Source organism: Haliea salexigens DSM 19537, from assembly GCF_000423125.1.
GTDB lineage: Bacteria > Pseudomonadota > Gammaproteobacteria > Pseudomonadales > Halieaceae > Haliea > Haliea salexigens.
Genome location: NZ_AUHJ01000006.1, coordinates 227,846 through 243,144, shown reverse-complemented (window position 1 = coordinate 243,144; position 15,299 = coordinate 227,846). Strand labels below are relative to the sequence as shown.

At 61.0% G+C, this 15,299-nt stretch carries 12 protein-coding genes and 1 rRNA gene; 4 read left to right on the top strand and 9 right to left on the bottom strand.

Going from position 1 to position 15,299, the window contains the following annotated elements; all coding sequences use genetic code 11:
- From G533_RS0109190 to ilvY, 3 genes are all read right to left on the bottom strand, one after another.
- Positions 1–206 (bottom strand): 16S ribosomal RNA (locus tag G533_RS0109190); the annotation flags it as partial.
- A 371-nt stretch (positions 207–577) separates the two neighbouring features.
- Entirely contained in the window at positions 578–1,435 is an 858-nt protein-coding gene (gene pssA / locus G533_RS0109185) for a CDP-diacylglycerol--serine O-phosphatidyltransferase (RefSeq protein WP_027949707.1), read from the bottom strand.
- Positions 1,436–1,469: 34 nt separating this feature from the next.
- Positions 1,470–2,378 carry an HTH-type transcriptional activator IlvY gene (gene ilvY, locus G533_RS0109180; RefSeq protein WP_027949706.1) on the bottom strand — a complete coding sequence of 303 codons (909 nt, stop codon included), beginning with the start codon at positions 2,376–2,378 and terminating at the stop codon, positions 1,470–1,472.
- Positions 2,379–2,502: 124 nt separating this feature from the next.
- On the opposite strand from ilvY, the gene ilvC reads away from it, so the two are divergent.
- Entirely contained in the window at positions 2,503–3,975 is a 1,473-nt protein-coding gene (ilvC, locus tag G533_RS0109175; RefSeq protein ID WP_027949705.1) for a ketol-acid reductoisomerase, read from the top strand.
- Positions 3,976–4,512: 537 nt separating this feature from the next.
- Here the strand turns inward: ilvC and ilvN are convergent.
- Together ilvN and G533_RS0109165 are read right to left on the bottom strand one after the other, a co-directional pair.
- A complete protein-coding gene (gene ilvN, locus G533_RS0109170; RefSeq protein ID WP_027949704.1) occupies positions 4,513–5,004 on the bottom strand; it encodes an acetolactate synthase small subunit in 492 nt (163 codons plus the stop codon).
- A gap of 1 nt (position 5,005) precedes the next feature.
- A complete protein-coding gene (locus tag G533_RS0109165) occupies positions 5,006–6,751 on the bottom strand; it encodes an acetolactate synthase 3 large subunit (RefSeq protein WP_027949703.1) in 1,746 nt (581 codons plus the stop codon).
- Between the two features lie 505 nt (positions 6,752–7,256).
- On the opposite strand from G533_RS0109165, the gene G533_RS0109160 reads away from it, so the two are divergent.
- Both G533_RS0109160 and G533_RS0109155 read left to right on the top strand, forming a co-directional pair.
- Positions 7,257–7,715: a DUF4124 domain-containing protein gene (locus G533_RS0109160; RefSeq protein ID WP_051230144.1), complete on the top strand. Its 459-nt coding sequence runs from the start codon at positions 7,257–7,259 to the stop codon at positions 7,713–7,715.
- Positions 7,703–8,122: a type IV pilin protein gene (locus G533_RS0109155; RefSeq protein ID WP_338035398.1), complete on the top strand. Its 420-nt coding sequence runs from the start codon at positions 7,703–7,705 to the stop codon at positions 8,120–8,122. The genes G533_RS0109160 and G533_RS0109155 overlap by 13 nt, the downstream gene beginning before the upstream one ends.
- A gap of 25 nt (positions 8,123–8,147) precedes the next feature.
- Here G533_RS0109155 and clpB read toward each other — a convergent pair whose 3' ends face one another.
- The 3 genes from clpB to rluD all read right to left on the bottom strand — a co-directional run bounded on the left by clpB (position 8,148) and on the right by rluD (position 12,531).
- On the bottom strand, positions 8,148–10,724 hold the full coding sequence (gene clpB / locus G533_RS0109150; RefSeq protein ID WP_027949700.1) for an ATP-dependent chaperone ClpB: 2,577 nt from the start codon (positions 10,722–10,724) through the stop codon (positions 8,148–8,150).
- Positions 10,725–10,820: 96 nt separating this feature from the next.
- On the bottom strand, positions 10,821–11,597 hold the full coding sequence (gene pgeF / locus G533_RS0109145) for a peptidoglycan editing factor PgeF (protein ID WP_035527275.1): 777 nt from the start codon (positions 11,595–11,597) through the stop codon (positions 10,821–10,823).
- Positions 11,557–12,531 (bottom strand): 23S rRNA pseudouridine(1911/1915/1917) synthase RluD, encoded by a 975-nt coding sequence (gene rluD, locus G533_RS0109140; RefSeq protein WP_027949698.1) that lies wholly within the window; start codon positions 12,529–12,531, stop codon positions 11,557–11,559. Before rluD ends, pgeF begins: the two co-directional genes overlap by 41 nt.
- 89 nt (positions 12,532–12,620) lie before the next feature.
- On the opposite strand from rluD, the gene G533_RS0109135 reads away from it, so the two are divergent.
- On the top strand, positions 12,621–13,505 hold the full coding sequence (locus G533_RS0109135) for an outer membrane protein assembly factor BamD (RefSeq protein ID WP_035527374.1): 885 nt from the start codon (positions 12,621–12,623) through the stop codon (positions 13,503–13,505).
- A 9-nt stretch (positions 13,506–13,514) separates the two neighbouring features.
- On the opposite strand, the gene G533_RS0109130 is transcribed toward G533_RS0109135, so the two are convergent.
- Positions 13,515–15,146: an NAD+ synthase gene (locus G533_RS0109130; protein ID WP_027949696.1), complete on the bottom strand. Its 1,632-nt coding sequence runs from the start codon at positions 15,144–15,146 to the stop codon at positions 13,515–13,517.
- Positions 15,147–15,299 lie beyond the last annotated feature (153 nt).

The following is a 15,299-nucleotide window of genomic DNA, read 5'->3' as shown; positions in this document are numbered from 1 at the left end:
GGTCCGAAGATCCCCCGCTTTCCCCCTTAGGGCGTATGCGGTATTAGCTTGGGTTTCCCCAAGTTATCCCCCACTACCAGGTAGATTCCTACGCGTTACTCACCCGTCCGCCGCTCTACTCACACCGAAGTGCTTTCGCGCTCGACTTGCATGTGTTAGGCCTGCCGCCAGCGTTCAATCTGAGCCATGATCAAACTCTTCAGTTTAATCTTTAACCTCTGCCCAAAGGGCAAGAGGGGATGTTTGCGCGGTAACCCCGCGATAACACCCAAATCTCGGCTCAGACACAGTTCGTAATCATATATCCATAAATGAATCGATGAGTCACTTGTTGTGTCTGAATAGTCGTACAACTACTCCAACAAGTGCCCACACATCTGTCTTCGTTTCTTTGTTAAATAGCCCGGAAGCGCTCTGGCTGCCGTGTTCCCGTTGGTGGTTGCCCCCAACCGAGGATGCGCATTATACGTATCGACGAATGCCCTGCAAGGGCTTTTGCGAAAATATTTAAAAGTATTTTGGGGCCACGCTGGAACCGGGTGCCACGCGCGCCCAGGAAGCTGGCCCCGATACCTTATCAGGCCTTGTTTTGACGCGCCTTGCGCCAGCGTTGCAGTTGCATTACTGGCCCGGACGCGGCGTACACGAGAAAAGCGAGCAGGAACATACTCGGTGGGTCCAACGTGACCAGACTGAAGACCAGCACCAGCACAATCATCGCCACGAAAGGCACACGACCGCGGAAATCAACGCCCTTGAAACTGTAATACGGGAAATTCGCCATCATCAGCAGGCCCAACACGGTGGTCAGCAGGGCCACCAGCACGGCAACCTCCATGGGCAAGTCGGACCCGGTCCAGCCCAGGTCGTGACACACCCAGACGGTACTGGCCACAACCGCAGCCGCTGCCGGACTGGCCAGCCCCGTGAAATAGTTCTTATCCGCCGTGTCGATCTGGGTGTTGAAGCGTGCGAGGCGCAACGCCGCGCAGGCAACGTACACGAACGCGGCGCTCCAGCCGAACTTGCCGAGTTCGCCCAACGCCCAACTGAACATGACCAGCGCCGGCGCCACGCCAAAGGACACCATATCGGACAGGCTGTCGTACTCCGCGCCAAATTTGCTCGAGGTGTTGGTCATGCGGGCGATTCGCCCATCGAGTCCGTCGAAAATCATGGCGAAGAAGATTGCCACCGCGGCGCTCTCGAAGTCACCTCGCATGGCAGCAACAACCGCATAAAAACCCGCGAACAGGGCGCCGGTCGTCATCAGGTTGGGTAACAGGTAAATCCCCTTGCGGCGCACGGTACGGCCGTTTTCAGAGACTTCTTCCTCATGCTCGTCAACGATGAGGTCCAGCGAAGGTGCGACACCCTGCAGCCCCGCATCCCGGCCTGTATCCTTCGCCGACTCGTCCTCCACCTTGTCACTCATGGCATTACCTGTTTAACAATGTGCTGCGAGTATATCAAAGCGGGGCCTCATAGGTCTGCCGGGCCACATCCCACAGCGAGCGGACCCTGGGGTCAGCAAGCCGGCTGTTCAGGCTGCACAAACCAATGTCCAGTGGCGGCAACGGTTCCCACACCGGCACCGCCGTCACCCGTGATGCCATACCACTGGCCTGAATCACCAGCTCAGGCGCGATACCCACGCCCAAACCCAGGCCCACCATCGCCACAATGGCCTCGTGTCCCGCCACCTGGGCATAGATACGCGGTCGACCGCCACGCCGCTCCAGCCAGGCGTCCAGCATATCCTTGGTGACGCCGCGCTCGGGGACAATAAACGGGATATTCGACCAGTCAAAATCCGCTGCAGACACATCGCTGGCCAGCAGCATACGCCGCACAGCGCAATCCGCTGCGGGCATGCACACCACCATGGGTGACTGCAACAGTGACAGGAAGGCCAGGCGCGGTGACAGGTACCCCGGACGACCGCTGACGGCAACATCCTCCTGGCCGGTCAGCACGCGCTCAACACCGTCGGCCTGATCCCCCGTGTGCAGCATGAGCTCCAACCCCGGCTGGCGCTGACGAAAGGCCTCGAGAATGGGTGCGAGAATGCTGTAACTGGCTGTAACCGAGCAGTAGAGGTTCACTTCCCCCGCAAGCTGCTGATCCCCGCGCATCTGCCGCCGCAGGCTTTGCCAGTCCGACACGCTGCGCTGGGCGTAATCACGCAGCGTGCGCCCCGCCGGGGTGAGCTGCATCTTGCGCTGGTCACGCTCCAATACACTCTGGCCAAGCTCATCCTCCAGACGCTGCACCGTGCGACTGACAGCGCTCACGCTCATGTGCAGCCGCTCAGCACTGCGGCTGAAGTTGAGGCTGTCAGCGACCGACAGGAAAACCTGTAGAGCTTTAGTATCCATGAGCTTACTTTGCTATATCCGCAAAACAGTTTCAACTATATAGCTTTTTACGCAAAACGCGCAGTGCCGTATCATTCACTCAAATCACTCAACTCAATCCAATCAATCAACTCAGGGCCATACCATGGGACAGAACTACTTCAACACACTGCCACTGCGCCTGCAGCTGCACCAACTCGGCAAATGCCGCTTCATGAACGCAGCAGAGTTTGCTGATGGCGTGGACAAACTGCGCGGCAAAAAGCTGGTCATCATCGGCTGCGGAGCACAGGGCCTCAACCAGGGCCTCAATCTGCGCGACAGCGGGTTGGATGTCTCATACACCCTGCGCGACAGCGCCATCACTGAAAAGCGTCAGTCCTGGAAGAACGCCACCGATAACGGCTTCACCGTGGGCACCTATCAGGAGCTCATCCCCGAGGCAGACCTGGTCTTGAACCTCACCCCCGACAAGCAGCACAGCGCCGTGGTTGCCGAAGTCATGCCACTGATGAAGCAGGACGCCTGCCTGGCCTATTCACACGGGTTCAACATCGTTGAAGAAGGCATGAAGATTCGCGAAGACCTCACGGTCATCATGGTCGCACCCAAGTGCCCCGGCACCGAGGTTCGCGAGGAATACAAACGCGGCTTCGGCGTACCCACCCTGATTGCGGTACACACCGAAAACGACCCGCGCGGCGAAGGCCTGGAGCTGGCGAAAGCCTACGCCGCCGGCACCGGCGGGCACCGCGCCGGCGTCCTGGAATCTTCGTTCATCGCAGAAGTGAAGTCCGACCTGATGGGTGAACAAACCATCCTCTGCGGCATGCTACAGACCGGCTCCATTCTTTGTTTCGACAAGATGATCGAAAAAGGCATCGAGCCCGGCTACGCGTCCAAGCTGATCCAGTATGGCTGGGAGACGGTGACCGAAGGCCTCAAGCATGGCGGCATCACCAACATGATGGACCGTCTGTCCAACCCCGCCAAACTGCGGGCTTTTTATCTGGCCGAAGAGCTCAAGGACATCATGCGTCCGCTGTACGAAAAGCACCAGGACGACATCATGACGGGCCACTTCTCGCGCACGATGATGGAAGACTGGGCCAACGATGACGCCAACCTGCTCAAATGGCGTGCAGCCACAGCGGAAACGGCATTTGAGAACACGCCCAACACCAGCGCGGAAATCAGCGAGCAGGCCTTCTACGACAATGGCATCCTGATGATCGCCATGGTCAAGGCGGGGGTTGAGCTGGCGTTTGAAACCATGGTCGCGGCCGGCATCATCGACGAGTCGGCCTATTATGAGTCGCTGCATGAAACTCCGCTGATCGCCAACACGATTGCCCGCAAGAAGCTCTACGAGATGAACGTGGTGATTTCGGATACGGCGGAATACGGCTGTTATCTCTTCGATCATGCCTGCCGTCCGCTGTTGGCGGATTTTATGGCGAACATCGACACGGACGTTATCGGCAAGACGATCGCGGGCGACAACACGGTCGACAACCGGGAGCTGATTGCGGTGAACGAGAAGATCCGGGCGCACCCGGTGGAGATCGTGGGCAAGAAGCTGCGTGGCTACATGACGGCGATGAAGCGTATTGTCTGAGGGTTTCAGGCGCTGGAACATGTATGGGGGCCCTTCGGGGCCCTTTTTTATGGCGACGCTGGTTCGTGCCGGGATCGGGAGCGTGGCGGATGCTGGCTCGTGCCGGGATCAGGGGCGTGGCGGATGCTGGCTCGTGCCGGGATCAGGGGCGTGGCGGACGCTGACACCCGTGGGGCTTGCCGGGAACCGCTACGAGCACGTCCGTGTGCGCTTGGCGACGGCCATCCATGGCCGCCGACATTCCCGGCAAGCCCCACGGGCGCCAACATCCTGCGCGCGGAGGGATGGTGCATTGAATGGGCGGGGGAAGTGACAGCTTGTGGGTACGGAGAGCTTGGGCTGTGCCGCCACGAACTTAGCTTTCGTCACACAAGCTTGCCACTGCTGAGCGGTTCAAATCGCAGAACGCGAGGGCCGCAAGGGCCGGGCGGGAATGTCGACGGCCATGGATGGCCGTCGTCAAGCGCACATGGATGTGCTCGCAGCGGTTCCCGCCCGGCCCTTGCGGCCCGCGCGTTCGCTACCCAACCCAGCACCCTAGAGCCTGAGCACTTTCTCCCCGCGAGAGATCCCAGCCACCCCGGACCGCACAACCTCCAGAATATCCGCCTCGGCCATAGCCGCCACGAATGAATCGAGCTTCTCCCCCGTTCCGGTGAGCTGGATGGTGTAGGTGTTGGGCCCCACATCCACAATCTGGCCGCGGAAAATATCCGTCGTGCGCTTGATCTCATCGCGCATGGCACCGCTCGCCCGCACCTTGATCAGCATCAGGTCGCGTTCGATATGCGCACCTTCGGAAAGATCGACCAGCTTGACTACGTCCACCAGCTTGTTCAATTGCTTGGTGATCTGCTCCATGGTCTTGTCATCACCCGTGGTGGTCAACGTCAGGCGGGACAGGGTGAGATCCTCCGTAGGTGCCACGTTCAGCGTTTCGATGTTGTAGCCACGCTGGGAAAACAGGCCGATTACCCGTGACAGCGCACCCGGCTCGTTTTCCAGCAGGATGGAAATAATGCGTCGCATGTCAGGTCCTCTCGTTTTTGCTGAGCCACATATCCTTCATGGCGCCGTTGGGGGCGACATGCATGGGATAAACGTGTTCCATGGGGTCGATAAAGATATCGAGGAATACCAGCCGGTCTTTCATGGCAAAGGCTTCCTCCATGCGCTGATCCAGCTCGTCCAGGCGGGTCACCTGAATGCCCACGTGACCATACGACTCGACCAGTTTGACGAAATCGGGCAGGGAATCCTCGTAAGTGCTCATGGCATAGCGCCCTTCGTACTGCATGTCCTGCCATTGCTTTACCATGCCCAAGTAGTTGTTGCGCAGGTTGATGATCTTGATCGGTGTGCTGTACTGCTTGCAGGTAGACAGCTCCTGGATGTTCATCTGGATACTGCCTTCACCGGTAACACAGGCGACGTCCATATCCGGGAAGGCCAGCTTTACGCCCATCGCGGCTGGCAGGCCAAAGCCCATTGTTCCCAAACCCCCCGAGTTGATCCAGCGCCGGGGCTTGTCGAACTTGTAGTACTGCGCCGCGAACATCTGGTGCTGACCAACGTCTGACGTGACATAGGCATCGCCACCGGTCACGCGGTACAGGCTCTCGATGACCTGCTGGGGCATGATGCGGTCGCTCTCGCCGTAACGACGCCCGGTCCATAAGCCGTGCTTGGCGCGCCACTCCTCGATTTGTTGCCACCAGCGCCCGAGTGCGCCGGTGTCCGGCTGCTGCGAGTCCTTCTCCTGCAGGCTGCCAATAATCTCCAGCAGATCCTCGAGCACCGACTGTACGGGGCCCACAATGGGGATGTCCGCCGCCACGGTTTTCGAGATAGAGGTGGGGTCGATATCGATGTGGATGATCTTGGCACCGGGGCAGAAGCGCGACACGGTGTTGGTCACGCGGTCGTCGAAACGTGCGCCCACCGCGAGAATTACGTCGCTGTGATGCATGGCCATATTGGCTTCGTAAAACCCGTGCATGCCCAGCATGCCGAGGAACTGGCGATCGGTTGCGGGGTATGCGCCCAGCCCCATCAGGGTATTGGTCACCGGATAATTCAGTTTCCGCGCCAGCGTGGTCAGCAGCTCACTGCTCTCGCCCAGAATCACCCCACCGCCCGCGTAGATCACGGGGCGTTTGGCACTCAGCAGCAATTTGGCTGCTTTGCGGATCTGCCCGGTGTGGCCGCGCTGAGCGGGCGCGTAGGAGCGCAACTTCACGTTGTCAGGATAGTGATATTCGAATTTGGCGTCGGGCCGGGTGCAATCCTTCGGAATATCGATCACCACAGGGCCGGGACGGCCAGTGGTGGCGATGTGAAAGGCTTTCTTGATGGTCGCCGGAATGTCCTCGGCATGGCGCACCATGAAGCTGTGCTTCACAATCGGGCGCGAAATGCCCACCATATCGGTTTCCTGAAAGGCGTCTTCACCTATGAGGTGCGTGGCGACCTGCCCCGACAGGACGACCATAGGGATGGAATCCATGTAGGCCGTGGCGATGCCGGTAATCGCGTTGGTCGCACCCGGCCCCGAGGTCACCAGTACCACACCCGGTTTGCCGGTCGCGCGCGCATAGCCATCGGCGGCGTGCGTGGCGGCTTGCTCGTGGCGCACCAATACATGGGGCACTTTGCAGGTTTTGAACAGGGCGTCGTAAATGTGCAGGACTGCACCGCCCGGATAGCCGAAAATGTACTCTACGCCTTCATCTTCAAGCGCTTTGGCGATCATCTCACCGCCGGATAACAGCTCCACAATGTCTCTCCCACTAACGTAAACGCCCGGCGCGTAACCCTCGCCGAAGCAGTTCAAGTTGTTGTGTGGACGTTGCAGAACGAAGCACCTGACCCGGTGCCTGACTGACGACGCCACCCCCTGGGCGCGACACACTGCTCGAGACCCGCCACCGGCATGAACCGGGAGCTCCGCGGAGGAAATCGATCACGAACACCCGTGTATCGGTCGCCCTGCGAGGTAGCGCAGTGTCTGGCCCTCAACCCCCGCCAGTAGGGCGCAGGTTGATTACGGGACTCATGAACAGCCACTGTGAATAATGACAACACAGCAGTAGACCAGTGGCCGGGGGTACCCGGAATTAGTCGTTACCACTCAAGAGACCGGCCTATTGTTGGTGCGACGGCAGGGCTTGTCAACGTGAAAAGTCGCCAGTTGGCAGCATTTGCCTGACCGGGCGCATTGCGCCACCGCGCGGGCTGGGGTACTTTAACCACAAACGCCTTCCAAGACAGGGACGAAGCGTGTGAAAGCAACACTCCGCAAGGGTCTCGGCAGCGCCCTGATAATGCTGTTGGCCTCGGCCAGCCTGCAATTGGCCGCCGCAGACACCCACTACCGCTGGCAGGACGGCCGCGGCAACCCGGTATACAGCGACCGTCCGCCGCCGAAGGGCACGGAATACGAGGTGATTTCCTCGCGCTCCGGGCTCAAGCGAGTGGTCAGTGCAGACGAGGGCGCAGTGCCACCCGAGGTCGTTCCCCGCCCCGGCAACCAGTTTGACCAGGTTGATGAAGCCGACATGGCCCGGAGCAAGAAAAACCCCGAGTTCTGCCAGACGGCACGCAACAACCTCGCCACGCTGAACAAACCGGGGCGCATTCGCCTGCGCAACGATCAGGGGGAATTGCGCTACCTCGATGAGGAGCAGGTGGCTGCTGAGCGCGCCAAGGCAGAAGAAGCCATCCGGCAATTCTGCGACTGACCAAGCGCGCGTTTAAAATCAGCGCGGTTATCCTGGCGTCGACATTCGTCGGCTTTCTGCTGCTGACCCATGCCATTGACCCCCTGCTCTCCAGCAGCAGACGCAGTGACGCCATGAACAGCCTGCTGCGCGCACAACTCCTGCAACAACGCTGGCATGCAGCTCACGGTCACTTCGGCAGCGTTGCGGAAATCTGGCTACGCCCCGATGGACGCTCACTGGCGGGCCACTATGTGCTGCGCGATATCCCGGAAGTGCTTCCGACGGGCCCGGATACACGCAACTATGCCATGCAGGCCGTTCCACAGGGTCGCCAGGTGGGCGACGCCTGTGGAACATTCGCGATTACCCAAGAGGGTGTCCTGGTCGATCCGCCCTGGGCGGGGGCGGATTGCTGGTCACGCTGACGCGGCCCAGGCCCTGGCGCTGCGGTCAGGCCTTGCTGAACGCGCTGCCCTCGCCAGCAACATCCACCAGGATGGTGTCGCCCGCCACGAACTCACCCGACAGAATGCGCTGGGCCAGCGGGTTCTCCAACTCCTGCTGGATGGCGCGCTTCAGCGGGCGGGCCCCGTAAACAGGGTCGTAACCCACCGCCGCAAGGCGGTCCATGAAGGCATCGGTAATCTCGATCGCGAGTTCACGCTCGGCAAGCCGCTTGCGCAGCCACTGCAGCTGAATATCGGCAATATGCCGGATCTGCTCTGCTGCCAGCGGGTGGAATACCACCGTCTCGTCAATGCGGTTGACGAACTCGGGACGGAAATGCTGGCCGACGACGCCCATTACTGCGGACTTCATTGCCGGGTAATTATCTTCGCCCGCCATCTCCTGAATCAGGTCGGACCCCAGGTTCGACGTCATCACAATCACCGTGTTGCGGAAGTCGACAGTACGGCCCTGGCCGTCTGTCAGGCGACCATCGTCCAGCACCTGCAGGAGGATATTGAACACGTCCGGATGGGCCTTCTCGATCTCGTCCAGCAGCAGCAGTGAGTACGGGCGGCGGCGCACGGCCTCGGTCAGGTAACCGCCTTCCTCATAGCCCACATAGCCGGGCGGGGCACCGATCAGACGCGCCACGGAGTGCTTCTCCATGAACTCGGACATATCAATGCGCACCATCGCCTGCTCACTGTCAAACAGGAACTCGGCCAGCGCCTTGCACAGTTCGGTCTTGCCCACGCCCGTGGGCCCGAGGAAGAGGAAGGAACCGTTGGGACGATTGGGGTCCGACAGGCCCGCGCGCGAGCGGCGCACGGCATCGGACACGGACTTCACCGCCTCGTCTTGCCCGACCACCCGCTGGTGCAGGAGGTCCTCCATGCGCAGCAGTTTATCGCGGTCACCTTCCAGCATCTTGGAAATGGGGATGCCCGTCCAGCGGGACACCACCTCGGCCACTTCTTCATCTGTGACCTTGTTCCGCAACAGCGTGCGCTCTTCGGTTTCAGCTGCCTGCGCGGACGCCAGCTGTTTCTCCAATTCGGGAATGCGCCCGTACTGCAGCTCGGACATCCGTGTGAGGTCGCCGGCGCGGCGCGCGGCCTCGAGTTCGAGTTTGACCTGCTCGAGGTCGCTCTTGACCTGTGCCTCGCCCTGCAAGGAGGCCTTCTCGGCCTTCCACACTTCTTCCAGATCGGAGTACTCGCGTTCGACCTTGTCGATCTGCTCGGTGAGCAGCTCCAGCTGCTTGCGGGCACCCGCATCGGAGTCCTTTTTCACGGCCTCGCGCTCGATCTTGAGCTGAATCAGCCGGCGTTCCAGGCGGTCCATGGACTCCGGCTTGGAATCGATCTCCATGCGGATACGGCTGGCGGCCTCATCAATAAGGTCGATGGCCTTGTCCGGCAGCTGGCGGTCGGTGATGTAACGCGTGGAGAGCCTGGCCGCGGCGATGATGGCGCTGTCGGTAATGTCGACCGAGTGGTGCACTTCGTAGCGCTCCTTCAGGCCGCGCAGAATGGCAATGGTGTCTTCCTCGCTCGGCTCATCCACAAGCACTTTCTGGAAGCGCCGCTCCAGCGCTGCATCTTTCTCGATGTACTTGCGGTACTCATCCAGCGTCGTAGCGCCCACGCAGTGGAGTTCACCGCGCGCCAGGGCGGGTTTCAACATGTTCCCGGCATCCATGGAGCCCTCGGCCTTACCGGCCCCCACCATGGTGTGCAGCTCGTCGATGAACAGGATGACACGGCCTTCCTGCTTCGAGAGTTCGTTGAGTACCGCTTTCAGGCGCTCCTCGAAATCACCGCGATACTTGGCGCCCGCCAGCAGGGCACCGAGGTCCAGTGACAGAATCCGCTTGTCTTTCAAGCCTTCCGGTACTTCACCATTAATGACGCGCTGCGCCAGCCCTTCAATGATCGCGGTCTTACCCACGCCGGGCTCGCCGATAAGCACGGGATTGTTCTTGGTGCGACGCTGCAGCACCTGGATGGTGCGACGAATTTCATCGTCGCGGCCAATCACCGGATCCAGCTTGCCCTGTTCCGCACGCTCGGTGAGGTCGATGGTATATTTGTCCAGCGCCTGGCGGGATTCCTCAGCTTCCGGGTTATTCACAGCTTCACCCCCGCGCATCTGTTCTATTGCGCCTTGCAAGGCGAGTGCTGTGACCCCGTGCTGCTTCAATAGCTCACCGGCCGTGCCCTTGTTTTCCACCAGCGCCAGCAACACAAGCTCGCTGGAGACGTAGGTATCACCACCCTTCTGCGCCAGTTTGTCGCTGACATTCAGGATACGGGTCAGGTCGTTGGAAACGTGCACATCGCCCGCGTTGCCACTCACTCTGGGGAGTGCCTCAACGGCGCTGTTTACGCCCTCCGCGAGGCCAGCCACATTGGCGCCCACCTTTTGCAACAACGGTCGCGTTGAGCCACCCTGCTGCTGCAGTAGCGCAGCGAGCAGGTGCACAGGCTCAATGAAATTGTGGTCCTTCCCCAGGGCCAGTGACTGGGCATCGGCCAGTGCGAGCTGCAGCTGGTTGGTCAGTTTGTCCATTCTCATTACTCAGTATCTCCTTGCTTGCCAGCTTTGGGCGCTGGCCATGCATCAATCCATGAGCAATAGATGGGGTGAAAAAACCCTGTTTCAAGTGTGGGATCAGCCGTGATCGGCCGCCGTATTGAGGTAGATCAAGCTCGCCATACGTCCGGTAACGCCGTCACGACGGTAGGAATAGAAGCGCGCGGCGTCGCTGACGGTGCAGAAACCGCCACCGTAGATTGCCGCTACACCCGCGGCCTGCAGGCGCAGGCGCGCCAAGCGGTAGATGTCTGTAAAGTAATGACCGCGACGCTGGGCGGGAGTGAATGCTTCCAGCACGGCCGCGGACCCATCCGCGGCGAGAAAAGCATCCCGCACCTCGGCACCCACTTCGAACGCCGCGGGCCCTATTGCGGGGCCCAACCAAGCCAGCAGGCTGGCAGCTGGCACCGGCAGCGCGCGCACGGTCGCTTCCAACACGCCCTCTGCCAGACCGCGCCAGCCGGCATGGGCTGCCGCCACCACGGTGGCCGCGCGATCACACAACAGCACGGGCAGGCAGTCCGCCGTGAGCACTGCGCAGGCAACGCCTGGATCGCCTGACCAGCTGGCATCCGCTACCGGTACGCCGTGAGCCCGGGGTGCCAACACCACCGCAGTACCATGCACCTGCTGCAGCCACTGCACCCGGGTGCCCGCACCCAATTGCTCCTGCAGCAACCGCCGGTTGGCGGCAACGGCATCCGCCTCGTCGCCAACATGATCACCGAGATTGAACCCCTGCCAGGGCCCGCGGCTGAACCCTCCGCTGCGGGTCGTGACCAGCGCCGAAACCGTCGCGGGCGCCGGCCAGTCAGGTGTAATCAGGGCGGGACTGTGCACTGTCTTCTTCATCCAGCACCGCCAGTAGTGTCTGCATGTCCTCCGGGAGAGGGCAGTCGAACTGCATGTCCTCGCCGCTGACCGGGTGCAACAGCCCCAGTGCTTCCGCATGCAGGGCCTGCCGGGGAAAGCCCCTGAGCGTGCTGATCAGGCGCTCCGACGCACCACGCGGGATGCGCGGACGCCCACCGTAAGCCGGATCGCCAATCAAGGGATAGTGACGAAAAGCCATATGCACCCGGATCTGGTGCGTGCGGCCGGTCTCGAGGTTTACCGTGATGCGGGTGTGATGCGCGTATCGACGCGCCACGCGGTAATGGGTGACCGCGGGCTTGCCATTGCTCACCACCGCCATTTTCTTGCGCTGGCGAGGGTGCCGGCCGATGGGCTCGTCAATCGTGCCACCACCGGTCATGGCCCCAATACACACCGCACAATACTGGCGCTTGACAGTGCGCGCCTGCAGCTGGTCCACCAGGTGGTGATGCGCCGCCAGCGTTTTCGCCGCCACCATCACCCCCGAGGTTTCCATATCCAGGCGATGCACGATGCCCCCCCGGGGCAACTGGGCCATGGCCGGGTGGTGTGCCAGGAGCGCGTTGACCAGCGTACCATCGGCATGCCCCGCCGCCGGATGCACGACCAGGCCTGCGGGCTTGTTCAGCACGAGAATGCTGTCATCCTCGTACAGAATATCCAGCGCTATGTTCTGCGGCTGCCAGCTGACCTCGTCTTCCAGCACCGCATCCACAGTGAGTGCGGTGCCGGCGTAGACCTTGTCGCGTGGGCGACACACCTTGCCGTCGGCCAGCAGCTCGCCGCGCTTGATCCAGGTCTGCAGCCGGGAGCGGGAATAATCCGGAAACAGCTTGGCGGCGACCTGATCCAACCGCTCGCCATCCAGCGCGACATCCACTTCGGCGTTGTCCTGGATCCTCTCTGACATCGGAATTCCTGTTTATGCCCCGCGGGCGATGTGGTTAAATAGCGACCATTGTACGTTCCCAGTCTATCACGCCAGCGGTTACCACCTTGTTGAAATCATTGAAAGTCACCCCGTTCCTGCTCCTCCTCGCCCTGCTTGTGGCGGGGTGCGCCGGAAACGACGAACTCGACGACCTGTCCGCCGACAGCGGTGAGCAGCAGATGTACGAAAACGCCCAGCGCTATCTGCGCAGCCGCAACTACGACCTGGCTGTGCGCAGCCTGCAGCTGCTGGAGTCGCGCTACCCGTTCGGCAAATACGCCGAGCAGGCTCAACTGGAACTGATTTACGCCCACTACGGGGCCTATGAGCATGAGGCTGCCGTGGAGGCCGCCGATCGCTTCATTCGCCTCCACCCGCAACACCCCAGCGTCGACTATGCCTACTACATGAAGGGCCTTTCCGCCTATTCAGCGAAATCAGACATTTTCGCGCGTTTCCTGCCCACCGATGAAAGCAGCCGGGATATGAAACACGCCCGGGAGGCCTTCGCCGAGTTCGCCCAACTGGTCGCGCGCTACCCGGCAAGCCCCTATGCCGCCGACGCCAAAGCGCGCATGGTGCACCTGCGCAACCTGCTGGCGCGACACGAAATCCTTGTGGCCAACTACTATTTCCGGCGCGGCGCCTATCTCGCCGCCACCAACCGTGGACGCTACGTCGTTGAGAACTTCCAGCGCACACCCGCGGTAGCCGATGGCCTGGCGGTAATGGCACAGGGCTATATTCTGCTGGGTATGAACGACCTTGCCGAGGATGCCATCGATGTGCTGAAGCTGAACTACCCGGACTATCCCGCGCTGGACAAGAACGGCAACTTCCGCTCGGATTACTCCCTCGACGGGCCAGAGCGCTCCATTGTGAACCGGCTTACGCTAGGCCTGTTCGACCCGCCGGAAGTGCCCGAATTTGATACCCGGGACCTCTACCGCTAGGCGCGCTCCCTAGTCGCCTGGCGTCCACGCCGAGGTAATCGGGTAGCGACGATCTCTGCCAAAACCGCGCCGCGTAATGCGCACACCAATGGGCGCCTGCCGTCTCTTATATTCGTTCAGATCCACGAGCCGCAACACCCGGTGCACCTGTTCGGAGTCCATTCCCGAGGCGATAATGGCCGCCGCACTGAAGTCCTGCTCGACATACAGTTCCAGTATCCGATCCAGCACAGGATAAGGCGGCAGGCTGTCTTCGTCCTTCTGGTCCGGTGCCAACTCGGCAGAAGGCGGGCGGTCGATCACGCGCTGTGGAATGCAGGGTGCGATGCTGTTGCGGTAACGTGAAAGTTCGAATACTAACGTTTTGGGGACGTCCTTGAGCACATCAAAGCCTCCCGCCATGTCGCCATACAGCGTTGAATAACCCACCGCGAGTTCGCTTTTGTTGCCGGTGGTCAGCACCAGCAAGCCTTTTTTGTTGGAAATGGACATCAGCAGCACGCCGCGGCAGCGCGCCTGCAGGTTTTCTTCGGTGGTATCGGCGCGTGTGCCGGCAAACTCATCCTCCAGCGCCGCCATGAACGCTTCGTACATGGGCTCAATGGAGATGACCTTATGCGCTACGCCCAACAGAGCGGACTGCTCTGCGGCATCCTCGACGCTCATCTGTGCGGTATAGCGAAACGGCATCATCACCGCCTCAACACGGTCTGACCCCAATGCCTCTACAGCGACCGCCAACGTCAGCGCTGAGTCGATACCGCCTGACAGACCCAACACCACCCCGCGAAACCGGTTCTTGTTGACGTAGTCGCGCAGCCCGAGCACCAGCGCCTGCCAGGTGGCCTCAAGTTCATCCAGTGCCGGCGCCTGATCCTCACCTGCGAGACACACCCGCTCCCCTTCACGGAAGGCGGTCAGCCAGTACTCGCCGGTGACAAAATTCGGCGCGGTCACTACCCGCTCACCCTCGTCATCGACGGCGAAGGAGCCACCATCAAACACCAGCTCGTCCTGGCCGCCGACCTGGTTCACATAAACGATCGGGCAACGATTGCTACTCGCGCGCTCCGCCACCAGCTCCCAGCGCTCAATGCGTTTGCCGCGGTGATAGGGCGACGCGTTCAAATTCAATACAAGCTCGGCACCAGCCTGTACCGCATCGCGCACCGGCCCGGGTTCCCAGATGTCCTCACACACGGTCAAGCCAACCCGAATACCCTGAATTTGCACGATGCAGGGGCTGTCACCGCGCTGGAAATAGCGCATTTCGTCGAATACCTGGTAGTTGGGCAGGCACTGTTTACGGTACTCGGCAACAATCTCGCCGTGGTGCAGCACAGCGGCGACGTTATAAAGGGCAATGCCCTCCCGGCGCGGGTAGCCGAGAACCAGCCAGGCGTCACCGGTCATCGCCGCCTTGATCGCCTGCAGCGACTGGTTCACACGCAGCTCAATGCTAGGGCGCAGCAACAGGTCTTCCGGGGGATAGCCGCTGAGCGTCAGCTCGGGGAACACCAACACCGGGGCAGCGACTTTCGCCTCCGCGCGCCGCATGGCTTCAATGACCTGGGCGGTATTGCCCTCAAAGTCACCCACGAGGGTGTTCATCTGCACCATGACAATATTGAGGCTGGACATCGAGATTCCGCACTTGCTGAAAAGAGAGCAGTATTTTCCGGGAAAGCGGCGCCGGCTGCCAGACCTGCGCAGGAATTACTCGCACACCACAACGGCACTGCAGCGCCTCGTTCCCTCCGGGCAGGTGCTGTTACACTAGCTGCTCCAACAGAA

Bases quoted from the DNA above. Each gene is read 5' to 3' on its own strand.
- pssA (WP_027949707.1), bottom strand. From the start codon at position 1,435: ATGAGTGACAAGGTGGAGGACGAGTCGGCGAAGGATACAGGCCGGGAT.
- ilvY (WP_027949706.1), bottom strand. From the start codon at position 2,378: ATGGATACTAAAGCTCTACAGGTTTTCCTGTCGGTCGCTGACAGCCTC.
- ilvC (WP_027949705.1), top strand. From the start codon at position 2,503: ATGGGACAGAACTACTTCAACACACTGCCACTGCGCCTGCAGCTGCAC.
- ilvN (WP_027949704.1), bottom strand. From the start codon at position 5,004: ATGCGACGCATTATTTCCATCCTGCTGGAAAACGAGCCGGGTGCGCTG.
- clpB (WP_027949700.1), bottom strand. From the start codon at position 10,724: ATGAGAATGGACAAACTGACCAACCAGCTGCAGCTCGCACTGGCCGAT.
- pgeF (WP_035527275.1), bottom strand. From the start codon at position 11,597: ATGAAGAAGACAGTGCACAGTCCCGCCCTGATTACACCTGACTGGCCG.
- rluD (WP_027949698.1), bottom strand. From the start codon at position 12,531: ATGTCAGAGAGGATCCAGGACAACGCCGAAGTGGATGTCGCGCTGGAT.
- G533_RS0109130 (WP_027949696.1), bottom strand. From the start codon at position 15,146: ATGTCCAGCCTCAATATTGTCATGGTGCAGATGAACACCCTCGTGGGT.